We start from the raw sequence: 19,568 nt of genomic DNA, 5'->3' as shown, positions 1-19,568 counted from the left end.
GGGAAGCGGCAATGCGCCCACCATCAATACATGTGCTGCCCGCCATTGATGCTCATGGTCGAGCCGGTGACGAAGGCGGCATCCTCGGAACACAGGAAGGAGACGCCGCGCGCGATTTCCTCCGCCTTCCCGAGGCGGCCGACGGGGATCTTGGCGACGATCTTCTCCAGCACCTCGTCCGGCACGGCGGCGACCATGTCGGTGTCGATATAGCCCGGCGCGATGGCGTTGACGGTGATCTTGAACCGGGCGCCTTCCTGCGCCAGCGCCTTGGTGAAGCCGTGGATGCCCGATTTCGCGGCGGCGTAGTTGACCTGGCCGTACTGGCCCGCCTGCCCGTTGATGGAGCCGATATTGACGATACGGCCCCAGCCGCGCTCCTTCATGCCGGGGAAGCACGCCTTGGCCATGTTGAAGCAACCGCCGAGATTGATCCGCATGACCTCGTTCCAGTCGTCGAAGCCCATCCGCATCAAGGTGCCGTCGCGCGTGATGCCGGCATTGTTGACCACGACATCGACGGGGCCGACTTCCGCGGCCACCTTAGCGCAGCCCGCCTGCGTCGCCTCGTGGTCGCCGACATCCCATTTGTAGGTCGCGATGCCGGTTTCGTCGGTGAACTTGCGCGCCGCCTCGTCATTGCCGGCGTAATTGGCGACGACGGTGAAGCCGTCCGCCTGCAGTTTCTCGCAAATCGCGCGGCCGATGCCCCGCGTGCCGCCGGTGACGATCGCTACCTTGCCCATGCACTATCCTTTCCCGATTGCGGCCCCCGTCTGCTGGCGGAGTGCCTTCCGGGTGGGATGGTAAACGCTACGCAAAGCGCGCGATAGGGGCTAAAACCGGGAAATCGCGCGGGTCTTGCCGCGCGGCGCGATCAGAAACGCAGCTGCGTTCCGACATAGACCGACTGGTTGTCGGCGGCCCCGTCGGTCAGCGGGGTCAGGCGATCGCGTTCCTGCGACAGGCGCACGCCAGCGGTCACGTTCAGATTGCCGACGATGCGATAGGAACCGCCCAGATCGACGCTTTGTTCGGCCATCCCCTCGATCGTGCGCGGCGCGCGCCCGGCGGGGCGTTCCTGTTCCAGCGAGATGCGCGGCTGGAACCGGCTCGGCTTGTCCGCGTGGCCGGTATCGGGCCGGTAGAGCGAGAGGTCGGGCATCTGGATATTGGAAACGCCCGGCGGCAGCTTGCTCGCCGGCTTGGCGAAGCTCTGATACCCGCGTGCGATCCCCATGTCGTATTCGCTCGCGGCCACTTCGACGGACCGCTTGCCGGGCTTCGCCGCGGAATCGATCGCATTGCGAACCGAAATGGCGCGGGCGGTCTTGTCGTCCAGCCGCACCGCGACGTTAACCCGGCGCTCCACCGCGTCGTCGCCCCCGGCCGGGGTGAATCGCATGGTTTCGCGCGAGGCGGTGAACCGCTGGGTCGCCTTGGAGGCGAGCGAGGGGTCGAGCTTGGCGGCGGTGGAGCCGCCCGTCTTTTCCGCCATCGGGGCCAGCACCACGCTGGACACGGCGAGCGCGGTGCCGGGCAGCGCCAGGGCGGCCGCGCCCATCGCCAGCGCCGGAAAGGCGCGCTTGCGTAGCTGCGATAGTCGATCGGCACGCATGGCTAAAACGAACATCCCCTGTAGGCCTACGCTCAACCTGACGCTTCCCCCGATGAACGGTTCCTGAGCATCGGGCGGGCAGATCCTGTTGCTGATCGAAAGGTAGGGCGCGGGGCGATGCGTTGCCAGTGCTTTTCCACAGGGGGCGGCCGAATCCCCGGCCAGGTGTGGCGATTCGCCCACAAGACGGATCGTGCGAAGGATATTCACGCCCGGTAAAGCCGCCGGAGCCGCAGGGAGGCGTGCTCTTGCCTTGCCGCGCGATACGGTGCGGTTATAGAGGCGGGACGACCGGTTACACTTATGACAGCGGACATCGCCCGAAGCATGACATTTTCCCTCTCCCCCCGCCGTACCCCGATTCGCTTCGTCGTCACGGGGGCGCTGCTCGCAGGATTGGCTGCATGCGGCGGTGGCCGCGATCTGCCGCGCGGCGACCTCGCCGCCAGCCAGGTGACCACCATCGGCGTGAATTCCTATCTCTGGCGCGCGGCGCTGGAGACGGTGAGCTTCGCCCCGCTGCTGCAGACCGACAGCGCGGGCGGTGTGATCGTGACCGACTGGTACGCCAATCCGCAAAATCCGGGCGAGCGGGTCAAGCTGACCGTCTCGATCCTCGATTCGGATCTGCGCGCCGATGCGGTGCGGGTCGCCGCCAGCCGCCAGGTGGCGCAGGGCGGTGCCTGGGTCGATGCCCCGGTGCAGGCGGCCACGGTGCAGAAGCTGGAAGACATCATCCTGACCCGCGCGCGCGACCTGCGGCGCGAGGCCATCGCCGGCTGATCCGCCACCACTTTTAATACCGTCCAACCGGGGGCAGCATGACCGAACAGCGTTTCGACCCGTCCGTGGCCGACGGGCGCTGGCAGCGTGCGTGGGAGGAGGCCGACTGCTTCCGCGCCGATTCGGCCAGCGACGCGCCGAAATCCTATATCCTGGAGATGTTCCCCTATCCCAGCGGGCGCATCCATATCGGCCATGTGCGCAATTATACGATGGGCGACGTGCTGGCGCGCTACAAGCGGATGCGCGGGCACGCAGTGCTGCACCCGATGGGCTGGGACGCCTTCGGCATGCCGGCGGAGAACGCGGCGATGGAGCGCGGCGTACATCCGGGCGGGTGGACGCGCGACAACATCGCCAACATGAAGGCGCAGCTGAAGCGGATCGGCTTCGCGATCGACTGGAGCCGCGAGTTCGCCACCTGCGATCCCGAATATTATGGCCACGAGCAGGCGCTGTTCCTGGCGCTGTACGAAGCCGGGCTGGTCTATCGCAAGGAAAGCACGGTCAACTGGGACCCGGTCGACATGACCGTGCTGGCGAACGAACAGGTGATCGACGGCAAGGGCTGGCGTTCGGGCGCGGAGGTCGAGAAGCGCAAGCTGGCGCAGTGGTTCCTGAAGATCACCGACTTCGCCGACGAGCTGCTCGAGGGTCTCCAAACCCTCGACAAATGGCCCGACAAGGTCCGGCTGATGCAGGAAAACTGGATCGGCAAATCGACCGGGCTGCAGTTCCGCTTCGCGCTGTCGAACGGGGAAGGTGTCGCGGTCTATTCGACCCGGCCCGACACGATCTTCGGCGCGAGCTTCGTCGCGGTCGCGCCCGACCATCCGATCGCGCAAGGGGTCGCGGCGAACGATGCGGAGGCCGCCGCCTTCGTTGCGGAATGCAAGCGTGGCGGCACCACCGCGGCGGCGCTGGAGACGATGGAGAAGAAGGGCTATCGCACCGCCATCACCGCGGTGCACCCGATCACCGGCGCGGACCTGCCGGTCTTCATCGCGAATTTCGTGCTGATGGATTACGGCACCGGGGCGGTGATGGGCGTGCCCGGCCACGACCAGCGCGATTTCGACTTCGCCAGCAAATACGGCCTGCCGATCCTGCGCGTGGTCGCTGGCAAGGACACCGCCGCCGACGCGCCGCTGACCGAGGCCGAGGCGGGCGAGGGCACGCTGGTGAACTCCGCCTTCCTGAATGGCATGGCGGTCGAGGACGCGAAGGCGAAGATCGTCGCGCGCGCCGAGGACGAGGGCTGGGGCGAAGGCCAGATCGTCTGGCGCCTGCGCGACTGGGGCGTTTCGCGCCAGCGCTATTGGGGCACGCCGATCCCCTTCATCCATTGCGAGAAGTGCGGCGTGGTGCCGGTGCCCGCCGATCAGCTGCCGGTGGTGTTGCCCGAGGATGTCGATTTCCGGACGCCGGGCAACCCGCTCGAACGCCATCCGACCTGGAAGCATGTCGCCTGCCCCGAATGCGGGGGCGAGGCGGTACGGGAGACCGACACGCTCGACACCTTCGTCGATTCGAGCTGGTACTTCCTGCGCTTCGCCAGCCAGCCCGCCGACAAGCCCTTCGTCCGGGAAGAGGTCGAGAAGTGGCTGCCGGTCGAACAGTATATCGGCGGCATCGAACACGCGATCCTGCACCTGCTCTACGCCCGGTTCTGGACCCGCGCGCTCAGGCACATCGGCATGATCGATTTCGCCGAGCCCTTCGCGAGCCTGTTTACGCAAGGCATGGTGACGCACGAAACCTATTCGCGCGACGAGGGCGGGCGCACGGTCTATTACGCGCCCGACGAGATCAGCCGCGAGGCGGAGCGCGCTTTGCTGAAGGACGATGGCGGCGAGGTCGAGATCGGCCGCGTCATCAAGATGTCGAAGTCGAAGAAGAACACGGTCGACCCCGACGCGATCATCGCCCGCTACGGCGCCGATGCGGTGCGCTGGTTCATGCTGTCCGACAGCCCGCCGGAACGCGACCTGCCGTGGTCCGAAGCCGGGATTGAAGGCTGCGCGCGCTTCGTCCAGCGCGTCTGGCGGCTGCTCGACACGGTCGATACCGATGCCTCGGGCGAGGACGTTGCCCTCCGGCGCAAGCTGCACCAGACTGTCGCCGCCGTGGCGGAGGATGTTGAGGCCCTGTCCTTCAACAAGGCGGTCGCGCGGATCTACGAACTGGTTTCCGCAATCGAAAAGGCGCAGCCGAGCGCGGATCGGGCGTCCGCATTGCGCGACCTGCTGCTGCTGGTCGCGCCGATGATGCCGCATCTGGCAGAGGAAGGCTGGGATCGCCTTACCGCGACCGAGGGCCTGATCGCGCAGGCGCGCTGGCCCGAGATCGACCCGGCGATGCTGGTCGAAGACGAGGTGACCATCGCCGTCCAGCACAAGGGCAAGCTGCGCGACACCATCACCGTCTCCAAGGGCCTGCCGAAGGAAGAGCTGGAGGCGCTTGCGCTCGCCAGCGAGAAGGTCCAGCGTTCGATCGATGGTGCTCCCTTGCGCAAGGTGATCGTCGTGCCCGACCGGCTGGTGAATATCGTCACGTGAGGCGCTCGCTCGCCCTCAACGGCGCGCTGCTGCCCGTCACCCTGGTGCTGGCGGGCTGCGGATTGCAGCCGCTCTATGGCGGCGGGGCAGGCAGTGTCGCCGCGCGCGGCCTGTCGCAGATCGAGGTCGGGCCGATCGCGGGCGAGGCAGGCTGGCTGGTTGCCAATTCGCTGCGCGACCGCCTCGGCGCGGGCGGCACGGCGGCCAGTCCGCGCTATCGCCTCGACGTGCGGCTCGACGATCAGCTGGAGGGGCTGGGCCTGCGGGGAGACGATTCGATCGGGCGCGAACGGCGGACCTTGCGGGCGCGCTATCAGCTGGTCGATCTCGCTTCGGACGAGATCGTGATCGACGCCACCGCGGGATCCGATGCGGGGATCGACGTGGTGTCGAGCGAATATGCCGTCATCGCTGCGGAGCGCACCGCACTGGAGCGCCTGTCGACCGAAGTCGCCGACCAGATCGTCACCCGGGTCGCGCTGACCCTGCGCGAAGGGCGATGAAGGCCACGCAGAAGGACTTCGCCGCCACCGCGAGGAAGGCCGCGAACCAGTGCTCCGTCTTCTTCTTCTGCGGTCCCGACGAGGCCGGCGCGAGTAGCGCCGCCGACACCATCCATTCGCTACTGAGAGACCCCGGAGAGCGAGTCGAGCTGAGCGGTGGCGAGATCAAGCGCGATCCGGTGCTGCTGGGGGACGAGGCACGCTCCACCTCGCTGTTCGGCGACAGGCGGCACATCCTGGTGCGCGCCAATGGCGACGAGGCGCATGATGCCCTCGACAATCTGCTGAAGGGCGAGGGCGAGGCGTGCCCGGTGCTGGTCGTCGCCACCGGGGCCACCGACAAGTCGCGCACGGCGAAGCTGCTGGCCAACCGCCCCGATGCGCTGGTCGCGATGTTCTATCCGCCCGAGCTGCGCGACTTCGTGGGCACGGTGCGCGACATCGCCGATGCGGCGGGACTGCGGCTGGCGGGCGATCTGGCCGAGCGGGTTGCGCGGGCCGCGGGCATGGACCGCCGGCTGGCGCAGACGGAGCTCGACAAGCTGGCGCTCTATCTCGATGCCTCGCCCGCCTCGCCCCGCGATGTGCAGCCCGCCGACTGGGAAGCGATCGGTGCGAAGACCGAGGAGGAGGGCTTCATGCCGCTCGTCAACGCCGCTCTTTCCGGCCAGGTCAAGCGCCTGCCGGGCGAGCTGGCGCGCATGCGCGAGGTCGGCCTGAACGCGGTCGCGGTGGCGCTCGCCTGCGAACGGCGCGCGGCGCAGCTGGCGCAGCTGGCGGCGCGGCTGGGGGGGGAGCGCGACATCCCCGGCTTCATCCAGGGGGAGAAACGGGCGCGCCGCGTGTTCTGGAAGGACGAGCGCGACCTGATCCAGCAATTGCGCATTTGGCGGGGCAAGCGGCTGGAGCGGCTGGTCGAGCGGCTGACCGCGCTGCACCGCAACCTGCTGTCCAACAGCCAGTCAGCGGAGCTGCTGCTGGCGCAGGAGCTGACCGAGATCGCCCGCTTCGCCGCCCCGCGCCCTTGAACCCGCCTAGTTCCTGTCGGGCACCGAGAAGCTGCCGGTCACCCGCCCGTTCGACCGGCTCACGCCCGGCTCGTCGCCCACCGGCGAGGTGCCCTGCGCGCTGCCGTCGACGCTCGACAAGCCGCTGTCGAGATCGATCGTCAGCCGCCCGCCGTTCAGCGTGTCGCCACCACGGTTCAGGCGCACATTGCCCGCCATGGTGATGATGTTGCGATTGAAGTCGTAGATCGCGAGATCGCCGCGCGCACGCTCGTTGCCGCGCTCCACCGTCACCCCGCCGGTCGCGGTGATGCGCTGGATGCGCAGCCCCCCGGCATCGGAGTAGTTCACGATGGTGCGCGCCGCGCGCAGTTCCAGTCCGGCCTGGTCGATTACCACATTGCCCGACAGGACCACGCGGTTCTGGCGATCCTGCAGCTCGATCCGGTTGGCGGCGTAGTTCACCGGCGCGTTGGAATTGTGCCCCGCGATCGCCTGCGCCTTCAGCGCGATCCCGCCAGCCAGGGCGCAGGTGGCGAGGAAGCCGAGCGCGAAGGAGCGCATTGCGGTGCGGCGCAGGTCGGCATTGCCGGTGGAATTGGGGCGGGTCATGGCATCCTCATCTTCCCCGGCACCATGCGCAGCCGCGCGTGCCCGTCAAGCGCGACCGTGCGCGCATCCAGATCGGCCTCCAGCCGATCGGCGGAAAACGTCCCCGCCGGAACCGAGCCTTCGACCCCGTCGCTGCCGGTGACCGTCTTGTCTCCGACATCGATAGAAACCCCGCGCGCGACGAAGCGGTAGCCGTCGGCCGCCGTCACGTTCAGCGCGCCGGTCACGTTCAGCACCTGCTGCGACAGATCGTAGGCCCCACCCGGTGCGAGCAGCCGCGCAGGGCCGCCCGACAGCAGGATGCGCCCGACCACGGTGTCGAGCCGCACGATCCCCTCCGCGCTCGATCGCTGGTTGGCGTCCTTCGCCATCAGCGAGAAGGGCCGCCCCTTATCGTCCGCCCCGCGATACAGCGCGTTCTGAACATCCAAGCGGTCGTTGATTTTCGCCACCTTGTCCCGGTCGAGGAGGAAGGACACCTCCCCGCGCGGGGTCAGCGGGCTCATCACCATCAGCGCGGCGACCACGCCCACGCCCATCGGCAGGGCGATGGCCAGCACGCGCACGAGCTTGTCGTGGAAGCCCCCGGGCGTGGCGAAACGCTGGCGCCCGCGGCGCAGCTTCTTCGCGTCCTCGGTCTCGATCCGGCGTTGGGTGTGCGTGGGGCTCATCGGGCCGGGCTACTCACTCGTGGCTGAATATGTCCTTGTCTTCCCACCCGGCGATGTCGAGCCGGGCGCGGGTGGGAAGGAAATCGAAACAGGCCTGCGCGGTTCCGGTGCGGCCCTCGCGCTCCAGCCGCTCCGCAAAGATGTCGCGCAGGCGGTGGAGATAGCGCACGTCGGAGGCGGCGTAGTCGCGCTGCGCATCGGTGATCACCGGCGCGCCCCAGTCGGAGCTTTGCTGCTGCTTGGAAATGTTCTCGCCCAGCAATTCCTCGACCAGCATCTTCAGCCCGTGGCGGTCGGTATAGGTGCGGGTCAGCTTGCTCGCGATCTTGGTGCAGAACACCGGCGCGGCGGTGACGCCGAGGTAATACTCGATCGCGGCGAGGTCGAAACGCGCGAAGTGATACAGCTTCACCCGGTCGGGATCGGCCAGCACCGATTTCAGGTTCGGCGCGGCATAATCGCTGTCGACCGCGAAGCGCACCAGATGCTCGTCCCCGCCGCCGTCGCTGATCTGGACCAGGCACAGCCGGTCGCGCCGCGTGATCAGGCCCATGGTCTCGGTATCGACCGCGACCGGCCCGTCGCCCAGCGCATCGGCGGGCAAGTCTTCTTCGTGGAAATATACTGCCATGGGGCCGAGCCCTAGGACCAATGGGGAAAGAGGGGAAGGGGCGATGGTGCGCCTGCGAAACGCGCGCTAGCACCTGCGGCATGGCCGACACGCTCCCCGAAAGCTGGCGCGATGCGCTCTCCCCCGCTCTCGATACGTCCGAGGCCCGGCGGCTGGGCGGCTGGCTGCGGGCGGAGGAGGAGGCGGGCAAGGCGATCTACCCGCCGCGCGGGCAAAGGCTGCGCGCGCTGGAGCTGACCCCGCTCGAGGCGGTGAAGGTCGTGATCCTGGGGCAGGATCCCTATCATGGGCCGGGGCAGGCGATGGGCCTGTCCTTCTCCGTGCCCGAGGGGGTGCGCGTGCCGCCGAGCCTCGCCAACATCTACAAGGAGCTGGCGAGCGATTGCGGCATCGCCCCGCCCGCCGGGGGTGACCTGACCCACTGGGCGCGGCAGGGGGTGCTGCTGCTCAACAACACGCTGACGGTGGAGGCGGGGCAGGCGGGCAGCCATGCCGGGCGCGGCTGGGATGCGATCACCGACGCCGCCGTGCGCGCCGTGGCACAGCGCGATGTGCCCAGCGTCTTCATCCTGTGGGGCAGCCACGCGCAGAAGAAGGCGGGCCGGATCGACGGTTTGCGTGGGGGGCGCGAAGGGTGCCGGCATCTGGTGCTGGCCAGCCCGCACCCCAGCCCTCTGTCCGCCCATCGCGGCTTCTTCGGCAGCCGACCCTTCAGCCGCGCGAACGCGTTTCTGGAGGAGCACGGGCGCGGCGCGATCGACTGGGGTGGAACACCGACCGGGGGTGTTTGAAAAACTTTCCACGGCGTATTTAGGTATGTTTTTGAAAGTCTTGGCCGAGAAATCCGGTGTGGGCGAGTCAACTTCGCCGGTCGGCTGTTGCTGGCGGCGATATGAGGCGGAAAAGGCGCGGTCCGACATGGGCGCATCCTCTCACACCGGATGCCCTGTAGGACAGCGGGCAGATGTGGTGCCGGGCATCCACCCCTTGCCCGTCGCCCCGGACCTGATCCGGGGCCGGTGCTTCTTTGAGAGCAAGGTCGGACGGCGATCCGCCGCGTCAGCCAAAGGCAGCACCGCCCCGAGTCGAGCCCGGGGTGACGATGACTTATCGGCTATGCAAACAGCGAGAGCGCCCTACCGCGGCAGGTCGGTGTGCCCCATTAGCGCCTCGTCCACGGCGGCGGCGCACTGGCGGCCTTCGCGGATCGCCCAGACGACCAGCGATTGCCCGCGGCGCATGTCGCCGCAGGCGAAGATGCCGGGCTCGCTGGCGGCGTAGCCTTTCTCGTCCGCGTGGACATTGCCGCGTTCGCTCAGCGCGACGCCCGCCCGGTCGAGCAGACCGCGCTTCTTCGGCCCGGTGAAACCCATGGCGAGCAGGATGAGGTCGGCGCGCAGGGTGAATTCGCTGCCTTCGACCTCCTGCATCTCGCGGTCCTTCCACTCGACCCGCACGCATTCGAGGCCGGTAACCGTGCCGTTCTCGGCGACCACCCGCTTGGTCAGGACCGCCCAGTCGCGGTCGGCCCCTTCCTCGTGGCTGCTGGAGGTGCGCAGCTTCAGCGGCCAATGGGGCCAGGTGGTGGCCTTGTCTTCCTTCTCCGGCGGCTTGGGCATGATCTCCAGCTGGGTGACGCTCTTCGCGCCCTGCCGGTTGCTGGTGCCAACGCAGTCGGAGCCGGTGTCGCCGCCGCCGATCACGATCACGTGCTTGCCGGTCGCGGTCAGGCTGCCGCGCGGGGCGGCGCGAACCTCGTCGTCGCCCGCATTGCGCTTGTTCTGCTGAGTCAGGAATTCCATCGCCAGCCGCACGCCGGGCAGTTCCGCGCCGGGAATGTCGAGCCTGCGCGCTTCCTCCGCGCCGCCCGCCATCACGATGGCGTCGAAATTCTCGCGCAGGGCAGAAAAGCTGACGTCGACGCCGACCTCGGCGCTCGTCTTGAACACCACCCCTTCGGCTTCCATCTGGACCGCGCGCCGGTTGATCAGGTGCTTTTCCATCTTGAAGTCGGGAATGCCGTAGCGCAGCAGCCCGCCGACGCGGTCGTTCTTCTCGAACACGGTCACCGCGTGGCCGGCGCGCGCGAGCTGCTGCGCGCAGGCGAGGCCGGCAGGGCCGCTGCCGATCACCGCGACCGACTTGCCGGTCTGCGTTTTCGGCAGCTGCGGGCGGATCCAGCCTTCTTCCCACCCGCGATCGACGATGGCGCATTCGATCGCCTTGATCGCCACCGGCTGGTCCACGATGTTGAGCGTGCACGCCGCCTCGCACGGGGCGGGGCAGATGCGACCGGTGAATTCGGGGAAATTGTTGGTCGAATGGAGGACCGTCAGCGCGTTCTTCCAATCGTCCTCGTACACCAGGTGGTTCCAGTCCGGGATGATGTTGTTCACCGGGCAGCCGTTGTGACAATAGGGGATGCCGCAATTCATGCAGCGGCTGGCCTGCCCGCGCAGCGTGTCGTCGTCGAACGGGACGGTGAATTCCTTGTAGGTCTTCAGCCGCTCTTCGGGCGGGATCGACGTGCGCTCCTGCCGGTCGAGTTCGAGAAATCCGGTTTCCTTGCCCATGTCCTGACCCTTATTCCGCCGCCTCGGTCGCGGCTTCCTCGCGCTCGTCCTCGAGCTGGCGCAGCGCGCGTTCGTAATCGGTCGGCATCACCTTCACGAACCGCCCGAGCGCATTGTCCCAATCGTCGAGCAGCGCCGCCGCCCTGGCCGAGCCGGTGTGCAGCTTGTGCCGTTCCAGCAGAATGCGCAGCCGCTCCGCATCGTGGCGCAGCATGTCGCCCATGCCGAAATCGAGCACGCTGTGCGGGCGCTGGCTCGGGCGGCCGGTGCCGTCCTCGCTGTCGCGCGCCGGATCGATCCGCCGCAGTTCGACCTGCGCCGGGTTGACCCGGTCGGCGAACTGGCCGTCCTCGTCCAGCACATAGGCAATGCCGCCCGACATGCCCGCCGCGAAGTTGCGGCCGGTGCGGCCCAGTACCACGGCGACGCCGCCGGTCATGTATTCGCAGGCGTGGTCGCCCGCCCCCTCGACCACCGCGATCGCGCCCGAATTCCTGACCGCGAAGCGTTCGCCCGCGACGCCTTCGAAATAGGCCTCGCCCGCGATCGCGCCATACAGCACGGTGTTGCCGACGATGATGTTCTCGCCCGGCTCGCGATCGACGCCGCGCGGCTGGCGGACCACGATGCGCCCGCCCGACAGCCCCTTGCCGACATAGTCGTTGGCATCGCCGGTCAGTTCCAGCACCACGCCATGGGCGAGCCATGCGCCCAGGCTCTGCCCCGCCACGCCGTTCAGATTGATGCGGATGGTTTCGGGCGGCAGGCCCGCGAGCCCGCGCGCCTCGGCGATCCGGCCCGACAGCATCGCGCCGACGGTACGGTTCACGTTGCGGATCTCCCGCTCCAGCACCACGGGCTCGCCGGTCTCGATCGCGCCCTGGCACGCCTCGATCAGCTCGTTGTCCATCGCCCCGGCGAGGCCATGATCCTGCACCTCGGTCTGGCGCAGGCTGCGGCCCGCGGGGACGGAGACGCGATGGAGGATCCGCGACAGGTCGATCCCGTCCGCTTTCCAGTGGCGGTGGACGCGCGCCATGTCGAGCCGGTCGACCCGCCCGACCATCTCGTCCACGGTGCGGAAACCCATCTCGGCCATGATCTGGCGCAGTTCCTCGGCGACGAAGAAGAAGTAGTTGATGACGTGTTCTGGCGTGCCGGTGAAGCGCGCGCGCAGCACCGGGTCCTGCGTCGCCACCCCCACCGGGCAGGTGTTGAGGTGGCACTTGCGCATCATGATGCAGCCCGCCGCGATCAGCGGCGCGGTGGCGAAGCCGAACTCGTCCGCGCCCAGCAGCGCCCCGATGGCGACGTCGCGCCCGGTGCGCAGGCCGCCATCGACCTGCACGTTGATGCGGCTGCGCAGATCGTTGAGCAGCAGCGTCTGCTGCGTTTCCGCAAGGCCGATTTCCCACGGGGAGCCGGCATGAGTTAGGCTGGTCAGCGGCGAAGCGCCGGTCCCGCCCTCGTAGCCCGAAATGGTGACATGATCCGCGCGCGCCTTCGACACGCCGGCGGCGACGGTGCCGACGCCGACTTCGGAGACGAGCTTCACCGAAATGCGGGCCGCCGGGTTCACGTTCTTTAGGTCGTGGATCAGCTGCGCCAGATCCTCGATCGAGTAGATGTCGTGGTGCGGCGGCGGGCTGATGAGGCCCACGCCGGGCGTCGAATGGCGCACTGCGGCGATCGCCTTGTCGACCTTGTGCCCGGGCAGCTGGCCGCCCTCGCCAGGCTTCGCGCCCTGCGCCATCTTGATCTGGATGTCGTCGGCATTGACCAGATATTCGGTCGTCACCCCGAAGCGGCCCGATGCCACCTGCTTGATCCGGCTGCGCATCGAATCGCCGTTGTCGAGCGTGGCGAAGCGATCGACCTCCTCGCCCCCTTCGCCGGTGTTGGAGCGCGCGCCGATGCGGTTCATCGCCAGCGCCAGCGTCGTATGCGCCTCGCGGCTGATCGAACCGAAGCTCATCGCCCCGGTGGAAAAACGCTTCACGATCTCGGCCGCGGGTTCGACCTCCTCGACCGGGATCGGGTGCTTGGCCCGCTTGAATTCCATCAGCCCGCGAATGGTCAGCAGCCGCTCGGACTGCTCGTTCATTACCTTCGCGAATTCTTCGTAGTTCTTCGGATCGTTGCCGCGCACCGCGTGCTGGAGATTGGCGACCGAAGTCGGGGTCCAGGCATGGTCCTCGCCCCGCAGGCGGTACTGGTAGATGCCGCCGACATCGAGCATTTCGGCATGGATCGGATCGTCGCCATAGGCGACCTCGTGCCGGCGCATCGCCTCCGTGGCGACCTCGTTCAGGCCGATCCCCTCGATCGTGGTCGCGGTGCCGGTGAAGAAACGCTCCACGAAATCGCTCGACAGGCCGACCGCGTCGAAGATCTGCGCGCCGCAGTATGACTGGTAGGTCGAGATGCCCATCTTGGACATCACCTTGCGGATGCCCTTGCCGATCGCCTTGATGTAGTTCGCTTGCACGCTTTCGGGCGACTGGTCGGGGTGGCGGCGCGCGCGCAGCTCCTCCAGCGTGTCGAAGGCAAGCCAGGGATTGACCGCTTCCGCGCCATATCCCGCGAGCACGCAATAATGGTGCACCTCGCGCGCCTCGCCGGTTTCGACCACCAGCCCGGTCTGCATGCGCAGCCCCTGTCGCACCAGATGGTGATGCACCGCGGCGGTGGCGAGCGCGGCGGGCAGCGGTACGCGGCCCTTGCACGTCGCGCGGTCGGACAGCACCAGGATGTTCGCATCCTGCAGCACCGCCTCGGTCGCGGCCCAGCACATTTCCTTGATCGCGAGCTCGATCCCCTCGACCCCGACCTCTGCATCCCACGTCATGTCGACCGTGGCGGTGCGGAATGCCCCGTCGAGCGTGCTTTCGACCGAGCGGATCTTGGCCAGATCCTCGCTGGTCAGGATCGGTTGCGCGACCTCCAGCCGCTTGTGCGTGCCGGCATCGAAACCGAGCAGGTTGGGGCGCGGGCCGATCATGGACAGCAGGCCCATCACCAGCTCCTCGCGGATCGGGTCGATCGGCGGGTTGGTGACCTGGGCGAAGTTCTGCTTGAAATAGTCGTAAAGCAGGCGGCTCTTGTTGGAGAGCACCGCGATCGGGGTATCGGTGCCCATCGACCCGATCGGATCGTCGCCGTTCACCCCCATCGGCTCCAGGAAGCGGGAGATGTCTTCCTGCGTATAGCCGAACGCCTGCTGCCGCTTGAGCAGGCTCGGTTCGCCGGTCTCGACCTCGGCCAGCTCGGCGTCGATCGTTTCCAGATCGGCCAGCTTGTACTGCGTGCGGTCGAGCCATTCGGCGTAAGGGTGCGCCTCCGCCAGCCCGGCCTTCAATTCGTCGTCCTCGACGATGCGGCCTTCCTCTAGGTCGATCAGCAGCATCTTGCCCGGCTGCAACCGCCATTTGCGTACGATGTCCTCCTCGGCGAAGGGCAGCACGCCGCTTTCCGAGGCGAGGCAGACGAGGTCGTCCTTCGTCACGCAATAGCGCGCCGGGCGTAGGCCGTTGCGATCCAGCGTCGCGCCGATCTGCCGCCCGTCGGTAAAGGCGACCGCGGCCGGGCCGTCCCACGGCTCCATCAGCGCGGCGTGGTATTCGTAGAACGCGCGGCGGCTGTCATCCATCAGCGGGTTCTTTGCCCACGCTTCCGGGATGAGCATCATCATCGCGTGGGCGAGCGAGTATCCGCCCGTGATCAGCAACTCCAGCGCGTTGTCAAGGCAGGCGGTATCGGACTGGCCGTGCGGGATCAGCGGCCACATCTTGTCGAGATCGGGGCCGAGCAGGTCGCTTTCCATCGCCCGCCGCCGCGCCTCCATCCAGTTCACGTTGCCGCGCACCGTGTTGATCTCGCCATTATGGGCGATCAGGCGATAGGGGTGGGCGAGCCGCCAGCTGGGGAAGGTGTTGGTGGAGAAGCGCTGGTGCACGAGCCCCAGTGCGCTCTGGCAATCTGGGTCGCGCAGATCGTCGTAGAAGCTGCCAACCTGGTTTGCGAGCAGCAGCCCCTTGTAAACGATCGTGCGGCTCGAAAAGCTCGGGATATAGGCCTGCGTCAGGCCGGGCAGATCGTGCTTCTGCGCCAGCTTCGCCAACGGGTTCAGCGTCTGCTTGCGGATCACCACCAGCTTGCGCTCGAACGCGTCCTGATCGGCGCAGTTCTCGCCGCAGGCGATGATGCACTGGCGGATGACGGGCATCGCGTCGATCACCGCCTTGCCGAGCCCATCCATGGTCAGCGGCACGTCGCGCCACCCGACGACGCGCTGGCCTTCCTTCTCGGCGAACTTCTCGAACTGCGCGATCACGAAGTCGCGCGGTTCCTCGTCCTGCGGCAGGAAGCACATCGCGACGGCGTACTTTCCCTGCTCGGGCAGGTCGTGGCCGTTCTCGTCCGCCCAGCGGCGGATCAGCGGGTCGGGAATCTGCAGCAGGATGCCCGCGCCGTCGCCCAAAAGCGGGTCGGCCCCGACCGCGCCTCGATGGTCGAGATTGGCGAGGATTTCCAGCGCCCGGGTGACGATGTCGTGGCTCCGCTCGCCCTTGATATGCGCGACGAAGCCGACGCCGCATGCGTCATGTTCGTTGCGCGGATCGTAGAGGCCCTGCGGAGCCGGATATGCCATCGTCCAAAACCCTGTCTGCGGCCGCTTGGCACCACGGCGGGCGCGGGGCGCGGCAATGAAGCACGCGTCTCGTCGGGCAAAGCCGCTCCGAAACTTTCGCGAAAGCTTCTATTGAAGACAGGAAGTGTTTTTTGCAAGCGGGGACCGGCCAAGAAGAACTTGCCCCCGGTGCAGTTCGAGGCGGATCGGGCGCGGGCTCAGGCCGCTCCGCTCAGCCGCCCCAGCCGCTCGATCGCGCGGCGCAGGGCGCGTTCCGTTTCGGCCGGATCGGACGGGATCTCGTCCGGGTTTTCAAGCGCATCCAGGGGCACGGATCGGCGGGGCGGCCACGCGCCGATGGCGTTGCCCGCGCGCGCCAGCTTGGCCCGAAGTCGCTCGTCCGTGCGCGGCTGGGGCCGCTCGCCGGCGCCCGAGAGCGCCTGTGCGAACCGTTCCAGCATGGCGGGCCATCCCAGGTCTTCGAGAGGCACCTGCGCCAGCGCCGGCTCGACCTCGGGCAGGGGGTGCCGCGCGGGCTCTTCGTCCGCGCGATCCATGGCGGGTGCCGGGGCGGGCGTGTCGGTGACCGGTCGCCACAACCCCGTCTGCGCCAGCTCGAAGCTGGTATCGGGATCGAAAGGCGCGAATGCGGGATCGAGCGACAGCGGCGCGCGCAGGAAAGACGGGATGGGAAGTTCGCCGCGACCCGAGGCCGGGCGAGGTTCGAAATCGCCGGTGTCATCGGTGGCAGGGTGCCGCTCCGCCGGCCTCTCGGGCCGGGCGGGCACGATGTCGCGGACGGGGCCCAGCCCTTCCTCGCCCAGCTCCTCGATCGCGGAGATCGGGCGCTTCACCGGCGCGTCGCGATGGCGATCGGCAGGCTTGCGGCGCTGCGGCGCGGGTGCGCGAACGGGCTCCTGCGAAGCGATCACGCGCCGCGAGAGCACCAGGCCCAGCAGCGCGCCCACCGCGGCGAAAGCGAGGGCGAGGAGGAGGTGCTCGGTATCGCCCAGCGGCGGCGCGGCGGCGGGAATGACCGAATCGATTCGCGACCGGGCGACCAGCGCTTCCAGCAGTGCGACAGGCAGCAGCATCACGCCGATGCCCAACAGCGCGGCGAACCAGGCGGCGACGAAGGCGGAGAACAGCGGGTGGGCGGCGATCGATCGTCGCTTCTCGCGCCCGTCGTCCTTTGGGTGGCGCAGGCGATCGAGCAGGCTCGGGCCGGGTCGATCGAAGGATGGTGCGGTGTCTTGCTGTGCCGTCACGGCGCGAAATCCCCTGAACTTCCCCCGGGGGACCGTGCGCCCCGCCCGTCGGGCGGCGGCGAAGACGATCCCAGTGCCCATCCGGGCTATCAGGTGATGGTAAACAGAAAGATAACGCGTCACGTTGCGCGCCTCGATTCGCCGTCGCGGCGCGGGATCGGCGCGCGGCTGGGGCGGCCCGGCGCTGGCGCAGGCCAGCAGGCCGTAGCGGCAGGGGCCCGCACGTTGCGCTAGCCGGTTCGATCGGTCATGAGGGCGCCTGAATCGACGCAACAAGGAGAGGCCCCATGACCCCCCAGGAAATCGCCCAAAAGACCGGCGAGCAGATCGGCACCAGCGAATGGGTCGAGATCAGCCAGGAGCGGATCAACCAGTTCGCAGAGGCAACCGGCGACCACCAGTTCATCCATGTGAACGAGGAAGCGGCCAAGATGACGCCGTTCGGCGGCACCATCGCCCACGGCTTCCTGACCCTCTCGATGATCCCCTATCTGTCGCAGAACAGCGATCTGCCGCGCCCCGACGGGATCAAGATGGGGATCAATTACGGCGGCAACAAAACCCGCTTCATCAACCCGGTGAAGTCGGGCAAGCGCATCCGCGGCATCTGGAAGCTCGTCGAAATGGTCGAGAAGAAGCCGGGCCAGTGGCAACAGACGGTCGAGATCACGATCGAGATCGAGGGCGAGGAGAAACCCGCCCTGATCTGCGAGTGGATCACCCAGTTCTTCGTATAAGACCGGACACAAGAGAGGTAGTATCATGCGCGACGCAGTCATCGTTTCCACCGCCCGCACCGCCATCGGGCGCGCCTACAAGGGCGGGTTCAACGACACCAAGGGCGCCACTCTGGGCAGCTATTCCCTCGCCCCCGCGATGGAACGCGCGAAGATCGATCCGGGCGAACTCAAGGACGTGGTATGGGGCTCCGCCCTGCAGCAGGGTGCGCAGGCGGGTAATCTGGGCCGCCAGGTCGCGCTGCGCGCCGGATGCCCGATCGGCGTATCCGGCATGACCATCGACCGCCAGTGCTCGTCGGGCCTGATGAGCATCGCCACCGCGGCGAAGCAGATCATCATCGACCGGATGGACGTGGTCGCCGCGGGCGGTCAGGAATCGATCAGCCTGGTCCAGACGCCGGAAATGCGGGTGATGCCCGATCCCGAACTGATGGCGATGCACGGCGCGATCTACATGCCGATGCTGCAGACCGCCGAAACGGTCGCGCAGCGCTACGGCATCAGCCGCGAGGCGCAGGACGAATATGCCCTCGCCAGCCAGCAGCGCACCGCCAAGGCGCAGGCCGAAGGCAAGTTCGACGACGAGATCGTCCCCGTCACGACCACCCACAAGGTGAAGGACAAGGAAACGGGCGAGGTCTCCGACGTCGAGATCACCATCGACAAGGACGAGGGCAATCGCCCGGAAACCACGCTGGAGGGGCTTTCCAGCCTCAAGCCGGTGATGGGCGAAGGCACCACGATCACCGCGGGCAATGCCAGCCAGCTGTCCGACGGTTCCAGCGCCAGCGTGCTGATGGAAGCGAAGGAAGCCGAGAAGCGCGGGCTCGAACCGCTCGGCCGCTATGTCGGCATGGCCGTCGCGGGCACGGAGCCCGACGAGATGGGCATCGGCCCGGTCTTCGCGATCCCCGCGCTGCTCGACCGGTTCGACCTGAAGGTCGACGATATCGGCCTGTGGGAGCTGAACGAGGCGTTCGCCGTCCAGGTGCTCTATTGCCGCGACAAGCTGGGCATCGACAACGACATCCTGAACGTCAACGGCGGCTCGATTTCGATCGGCCACCCCTATGGCATGACCGGCGCGCGCTGCACCGGTCACGCGCTGATAGAGGGCAAGCGTCGTGGCGCGAAATACGTCGTCGTCACCATGTGCGTTGGCGGCGGCATGGGTGCCGCCGGACTGTTCGAAGTCTTCTAGACCTTTCGCGCGTCACCGGCCGTGAGGTCTGGCGGCGCGCATTACCACATACCCTTGGACGGGTACGGGGCGGCATGCGGGAAACCGTGTGCCGCCCCTTCGCGTTCGGGGAGAGGGACATGTGTCCACCGGGAGAATGACGATGCGCCGCCCCGCCCCGATCGCCCTGATTGCCCTGCCACTCCTCGCGCTTACCGCCTGTGGCGGCGGCGGCGGTGCGGGCGAGCAGGAGACACCGTCGCCGCGGCCTAATGCTGGCACGTCGCCGGTTGCCCGGACCGGCACCGCAACGCCGGAGCCCGCGGACGCGATCACTTCGGCCTATACGCAGCTCGACCTCGACAAATGCACGGTGATCGACACGTCGGAGGAAGGGACGAGCACCGACTGGCGCTGTCCGGGGCTCGGCGACGTGCCGCTGTTCGTTTACGAAGGCGACGGGCGCTTCGACCTCGATGCCGGGGTCGAGAACGCGAAATTCCAGAGCATCGGCGCGTTCAACAGCATCGGCGACCGGATCGAATGGCGGCTGCGCGGCGGCGTGCCCTATGCCGCGATCTTCCGCTATCACGACGTAACGCGGCAGGACGATCCGCGCAGCGTGTTGGCAATCGAGAAGGTCGGCAGCGGCGACATGCCGGGTTGCCGGGTGGTGCAGATCGCGGGCGATACCCCCGACGCCAATGGCCGCGCACGCGAACTGGCGGACAGTCTCACGCCCGGCTTCGACTGCGCGAACGACGCGATGCGCGTCATCGGCGACGCGCGCTAGC

At 67.8% G+C, this 19,568-nt stretch carries 16 protein-coding genes; 8 read left to right on the top strand and 8 right to left on the bottom strand.

What is annotated here, in order from left to right; genetic code table 11:
• Positions 1-23 precede the first annotated feature (23 nt).
• Complete coding sequence (phbB, locus tag F7D01_RS05920) at positions 24-746, bottom strand: acetoacetyl-CoA reductase (RefSeq protein WP_215229279.1); 723 nt, start codon at positions 744-746, stop codon at positions 24-26.
• A 131-nt stretch (positions 747-877) separates the two neighbouring features.
• Complete coding sequence (locus F7D01_RS05915; protein WP_215229278.1) at positions 878-1,618, bottom strand: hypothetical protein; 741 nt, start codon at positions 1,616-1,618, stop codon at positions 878-880.
• A gap of 327 nt (positions 1,619-1,945) precedes the next feature.
• Here F7D01_RS05915 and F7D01_RS05910 point away from each other — a divergent pair, with 327 nt between their 5' ends.
• Genes F7D01_RS05910 through holA form a run of 4 tightly spaced genes read left to right on the top strand, consistent with a single transcriptional unit; the run spans position 1,946 to position 6,490 of the window.
• Positions 1,946-2,401, top strand: coding sequence for a DUF3576 domain-containing protein (locus F7D01_RS05910; protein ID WP_215229277.1), 456 nt, complete (start codon positions 1,946-1,948; stop codon positions 2,399-2,401).
• Positions 2,402-2,439: 38 nt separating this feature from the next.
• The gene (gene leuS / locus F7D01_RS05905; RefSeq protein ID WP_215229276.1) at positions 2,440-4,959 is read left to right on the top strand and encodes a leucine--tRNA ligase; all 2,520 of its coding nucleotides are present in this window, start codon (positions 2,440-2,442) and stop codon (positions 4,957-4,959) included.
• Positions 4,956-5,462 carry an LPS assembly lipoprotein LptE gene (gene lptE, locus F7D01_RS05900; RefSeq protein ID WP_215229275.1) on the top strand — a complete coding sequence of 169 codons (507 nt, stop codon included), beginning with the start codon at positions 4,956-4,958 and terminating at the stop codon, positions 5,460-5,462. Before leuS ends, lptE begins: the two co-directional genes overlap by 4 nt.
• Complete coding sequence (gene holA, locus F7D01_RS05895; protein ID WP_215229274.1) at positions 5,459-6,490, top strand: DNA polymerase III subunit delta; 1,032 nt, start codon at positions 5,459-5,461, stop codon at positions 6,488-6,490. Before lptE ends, holA begins: the two co-directional genes overlap by 4 nt.
• Before the next feature lie 6 nt (positions 6,491-6,496).
• Here the strand turns inward: holA and F7D01_RS05890 are convergent, their stop codons facing one another.
• Genes F7D01_RS05890 through F7D01_RS05880 form a run of 3 tightly spaced genes read right to left on the bottom strand, consistent with a single transcriptional unit; the run spans position 6,497 to position 8,383 of the window.
• A complete protein-coding gene (locus F7D01_RS05890) occupies positions 6,497-7,081 on the bottom strand; it encodes an LptA/OstA family protein (RefSeq protein WP_215229273.1) in 585 nt (194 codons plus the stop codon).
• The gene (locus F7D01_RS05885; RefSeq protein ID WP_215229272.1) at positions 7,078-7,752 is read right to left on the bottom strand and encodes an LPS export ABC transporter periplasmic protein LptC; all 675 of its coding nucleotides are present in this window, start codon (positions 7,750-7,752) and stop codon (positions 7,078-7,080) included. Before F7D01_RS05885 ends, F7D01_RS05890 begins: the two co-directional genes overlap by 4 nt.
• 13 nt (positions 7,753-7,765) lie before the next feature.
• Positions 7,766-8,383 (bottom strand): ribonuclease D, encoded by a 618-nt coding sequence (locus F7D01_RS05880; protein WP_215229271.1) that lies wholly within the window; start codon positions 8,381-8,383, stop codon positions 7,766-7,768.
• An 80-nt stretch (positions 8,384-8,463) separates the two neighbouring features.
• Here F7D01_RS05880 and F7D01_RS05875 point away from each other — a divergent pair, with 80 nt between their 5' ends.
• Entirely contained in the window at positions 8,464-9,174 is a 711-nt protein-coding gene (locus F7D01_RS05875) for a uracil-DNA glycosylase (RefSeq protein ID WP_215229270.1), read from the top strand.
• A 345-nt stretch (positions 9,175-9,519) separates the two neighbouring features.
• Here the strand turns inward: F7D01_RS05875 and F7D01_RS05870 are convergent, their stop codons facing one another.
• The 3 genes from F7D01_RS05870 to F7D01_RS05860 form a co-directional block, all read right to left on the bottom strand.
• Entirely contained in the window at positions 9,520-10,956 is a 1,437-nt protein-coding gene (locus F7D01_RS05870) for a glutamate synthase subunit beta (RefSeq protein WP_215229269.1), read from the bottom strand.
• Between the two features lie 10 nt (positions 10,957-10,966).
• Positions 10,967-15,607 carry a glutamate synthase large subunit gene (gene gltB / locus F7D01_RS05865; protein WP_215229268.1) on the bottom strand — a complete coding sequence of 1,547 codons (4,641 nt, stop codon included), beginning with the start codon at positions 15,605-15,607 and terminating at the stop codon, positions 10,967-10,969.
• A gap of 197 nt (positions 15,608-15,804) precedes the next feature.
• Entirely contained in the window at positions 15,805-16,854 is a 1,050-nt protein-coding gene (locus F7D01_RS05860) for a hypothetical protein (protein ID WP_215229267.1), read from the bottom strand.
• 287 nt (positions 16,855-17,141) lie between these two features.
• On the opposite strand from F7D01_RS05860, the gene F7D01_RS05855 reads away from it, so the two are divergent.
• The 3 genes from F7D01_RS05855 (at position 17,142) to F7D01_RS05845 (ending at position 19,567) form a co-directional block, all read left to right on the top strand.
• A complete protein-coding gene (locus F7D01_RS05855; protein WP_215229266.1) occupies positions 17,142-17,591 on the top strand; it encodes a MaoC family dehydratase in 450 nt (149 codons plus the stop codon).
• A 25-nt stretch (positions 17,592-17,616) separates the two neighbouring features.
• Positions 17,617-18,795, top strand: a complete 1,179-nt coding sequence (locus F7D01_RS05850; protein ID WP_215229265.1) for an acetyl-CoA C-acyltransferase — start codon at positions 17,617-17,619, stop codon at positions 18,793-18,795.
• 142 nt (positions 18,796-18,937) lie between these two features.
• Positions 18,938-19,567, top strand: coding sequence for a hypothetical protein (locus tag F7D01_RS05845; protein WP_215229264.1), 630 nt, complete (start codon positions 18,938-18,940; stop codon positions 19,565-19,567).
• Position 19,568: the final 1 nt, after the last annotated feature.

Origin of the sequence: Erythrobacter sp. 3-20A1M, assembly GCF_018636735.1 — a bacterium.
Taxonomy (GTDB): Bacteria; Pseudomonadota; Alphaproteobacteria; order Sphingomonadales; family Sphingomonadaceae; genus Alteriqipengyuania.
This window is presented reverse-complemented; position numbering and strand designations above follow the sequence as displayed.

Excerpts from the sequence above, each read along its gene's own strand:
- F7D01_RS05880 (WP_215229271.1), bottom strand. The coding sequence starts at position 8,383 with ATGGCAGTATATTTCCACGAAGAAGACTTGCCCGCCGATGCGCTGGGC.
- F7D01_RS05855 (WP_215229266.1), top strand. The coding sequence starts at position 17,142 with ATGACCCCCCAGGAAATCGCCCAAAAGACCGGCGAGCAGATCGGCACC.
- F7D01_RS05850 (WP_215229265.1), top strand. The coding sequence starts at position 17,617 with ATGCGCGACGCAGTCATCGTTTCCACCGCCCGCACCGCCATCGGGCGC.
- F7D01_RS05910 (WP_215229277.1), top strand. The coding sequence starts at position 1,946 with ATGACATTTTCCCTCTCCCCCCGCCGTACCCCGATTCGCTTCGTCGTC.
- gltB (WP_215229268.1), bottom strand. The coding sequence starts at position 15,607 with ATGGCATATCCGGCTCCGCAGGGCCTCTACGATCCGCGCAACGAACAT.
- F7D01_RS05875 (WP_215229270.1), top strand. The coding sequence starts at position 8,464 with ATGGCCGACACGCTCCCCGAAAGCTGGCGCGATGCGCTCTCCCCCGCT.
- F7D01_RS05890 (WP_215229273.1), bottom strand. The coding sequence starts at position 7,081 with ATGACCCGCCCCAATTCCACCGGCAATGCCGACCTGCGCCGCACCGCA.
- F7D01_RS05915 (WP_215229278.1), bottom strand. The coding sequence starts at position 1,618 with ATGCGTGCCGATCGACTATCGCAGCTACGCAAGCGCGCCTTTCCGGCG.
- F7D01_RS05870 (WP_215229269.1), bottom strand. The coding sequence starts at position 10,956 with ATGGGCAAGGAAACCGGATTTCTCGAACTCGACCGGCAGGAGCGCACG.
- leuS (WP_215229276.1), top strand. The coding sequence starts at position 2,440 with ATGACCGAACAGCGTTTCGACCCGTCCGTGGCCGACGGGCGCTGGCAG.
- holA (WP_215229274.1), top strand. The coding sequence starts at position 5,459 with ATGAAGGCCACGCAGAAGGACTTCGCCGCCACCGCGAGGAAGGCCGCG.
- phbB (WP_215229279.1), bottom strand. The coding sequence starts at position 746 with ATGGGCAAGGTAGCGATCGTCACCGGCGGCACGCGGGGCATCGGCCGC.
- F7D01_RS05845 (WP_215229264.1), top strand. The coding sequence starts at position 18,938 with ATGCGCCGCCCCGCCCCGATCGCCCTGATTGCCCTGCCACTCCTCGCG.
- F7D01_RS05885 (WP_215229272.1), bottom strand. The coding sequence starts at position 7,752 with ATGAGCCCCACGCACACCCAACGCCGGATCGAGACCGAGGACGCGAAG.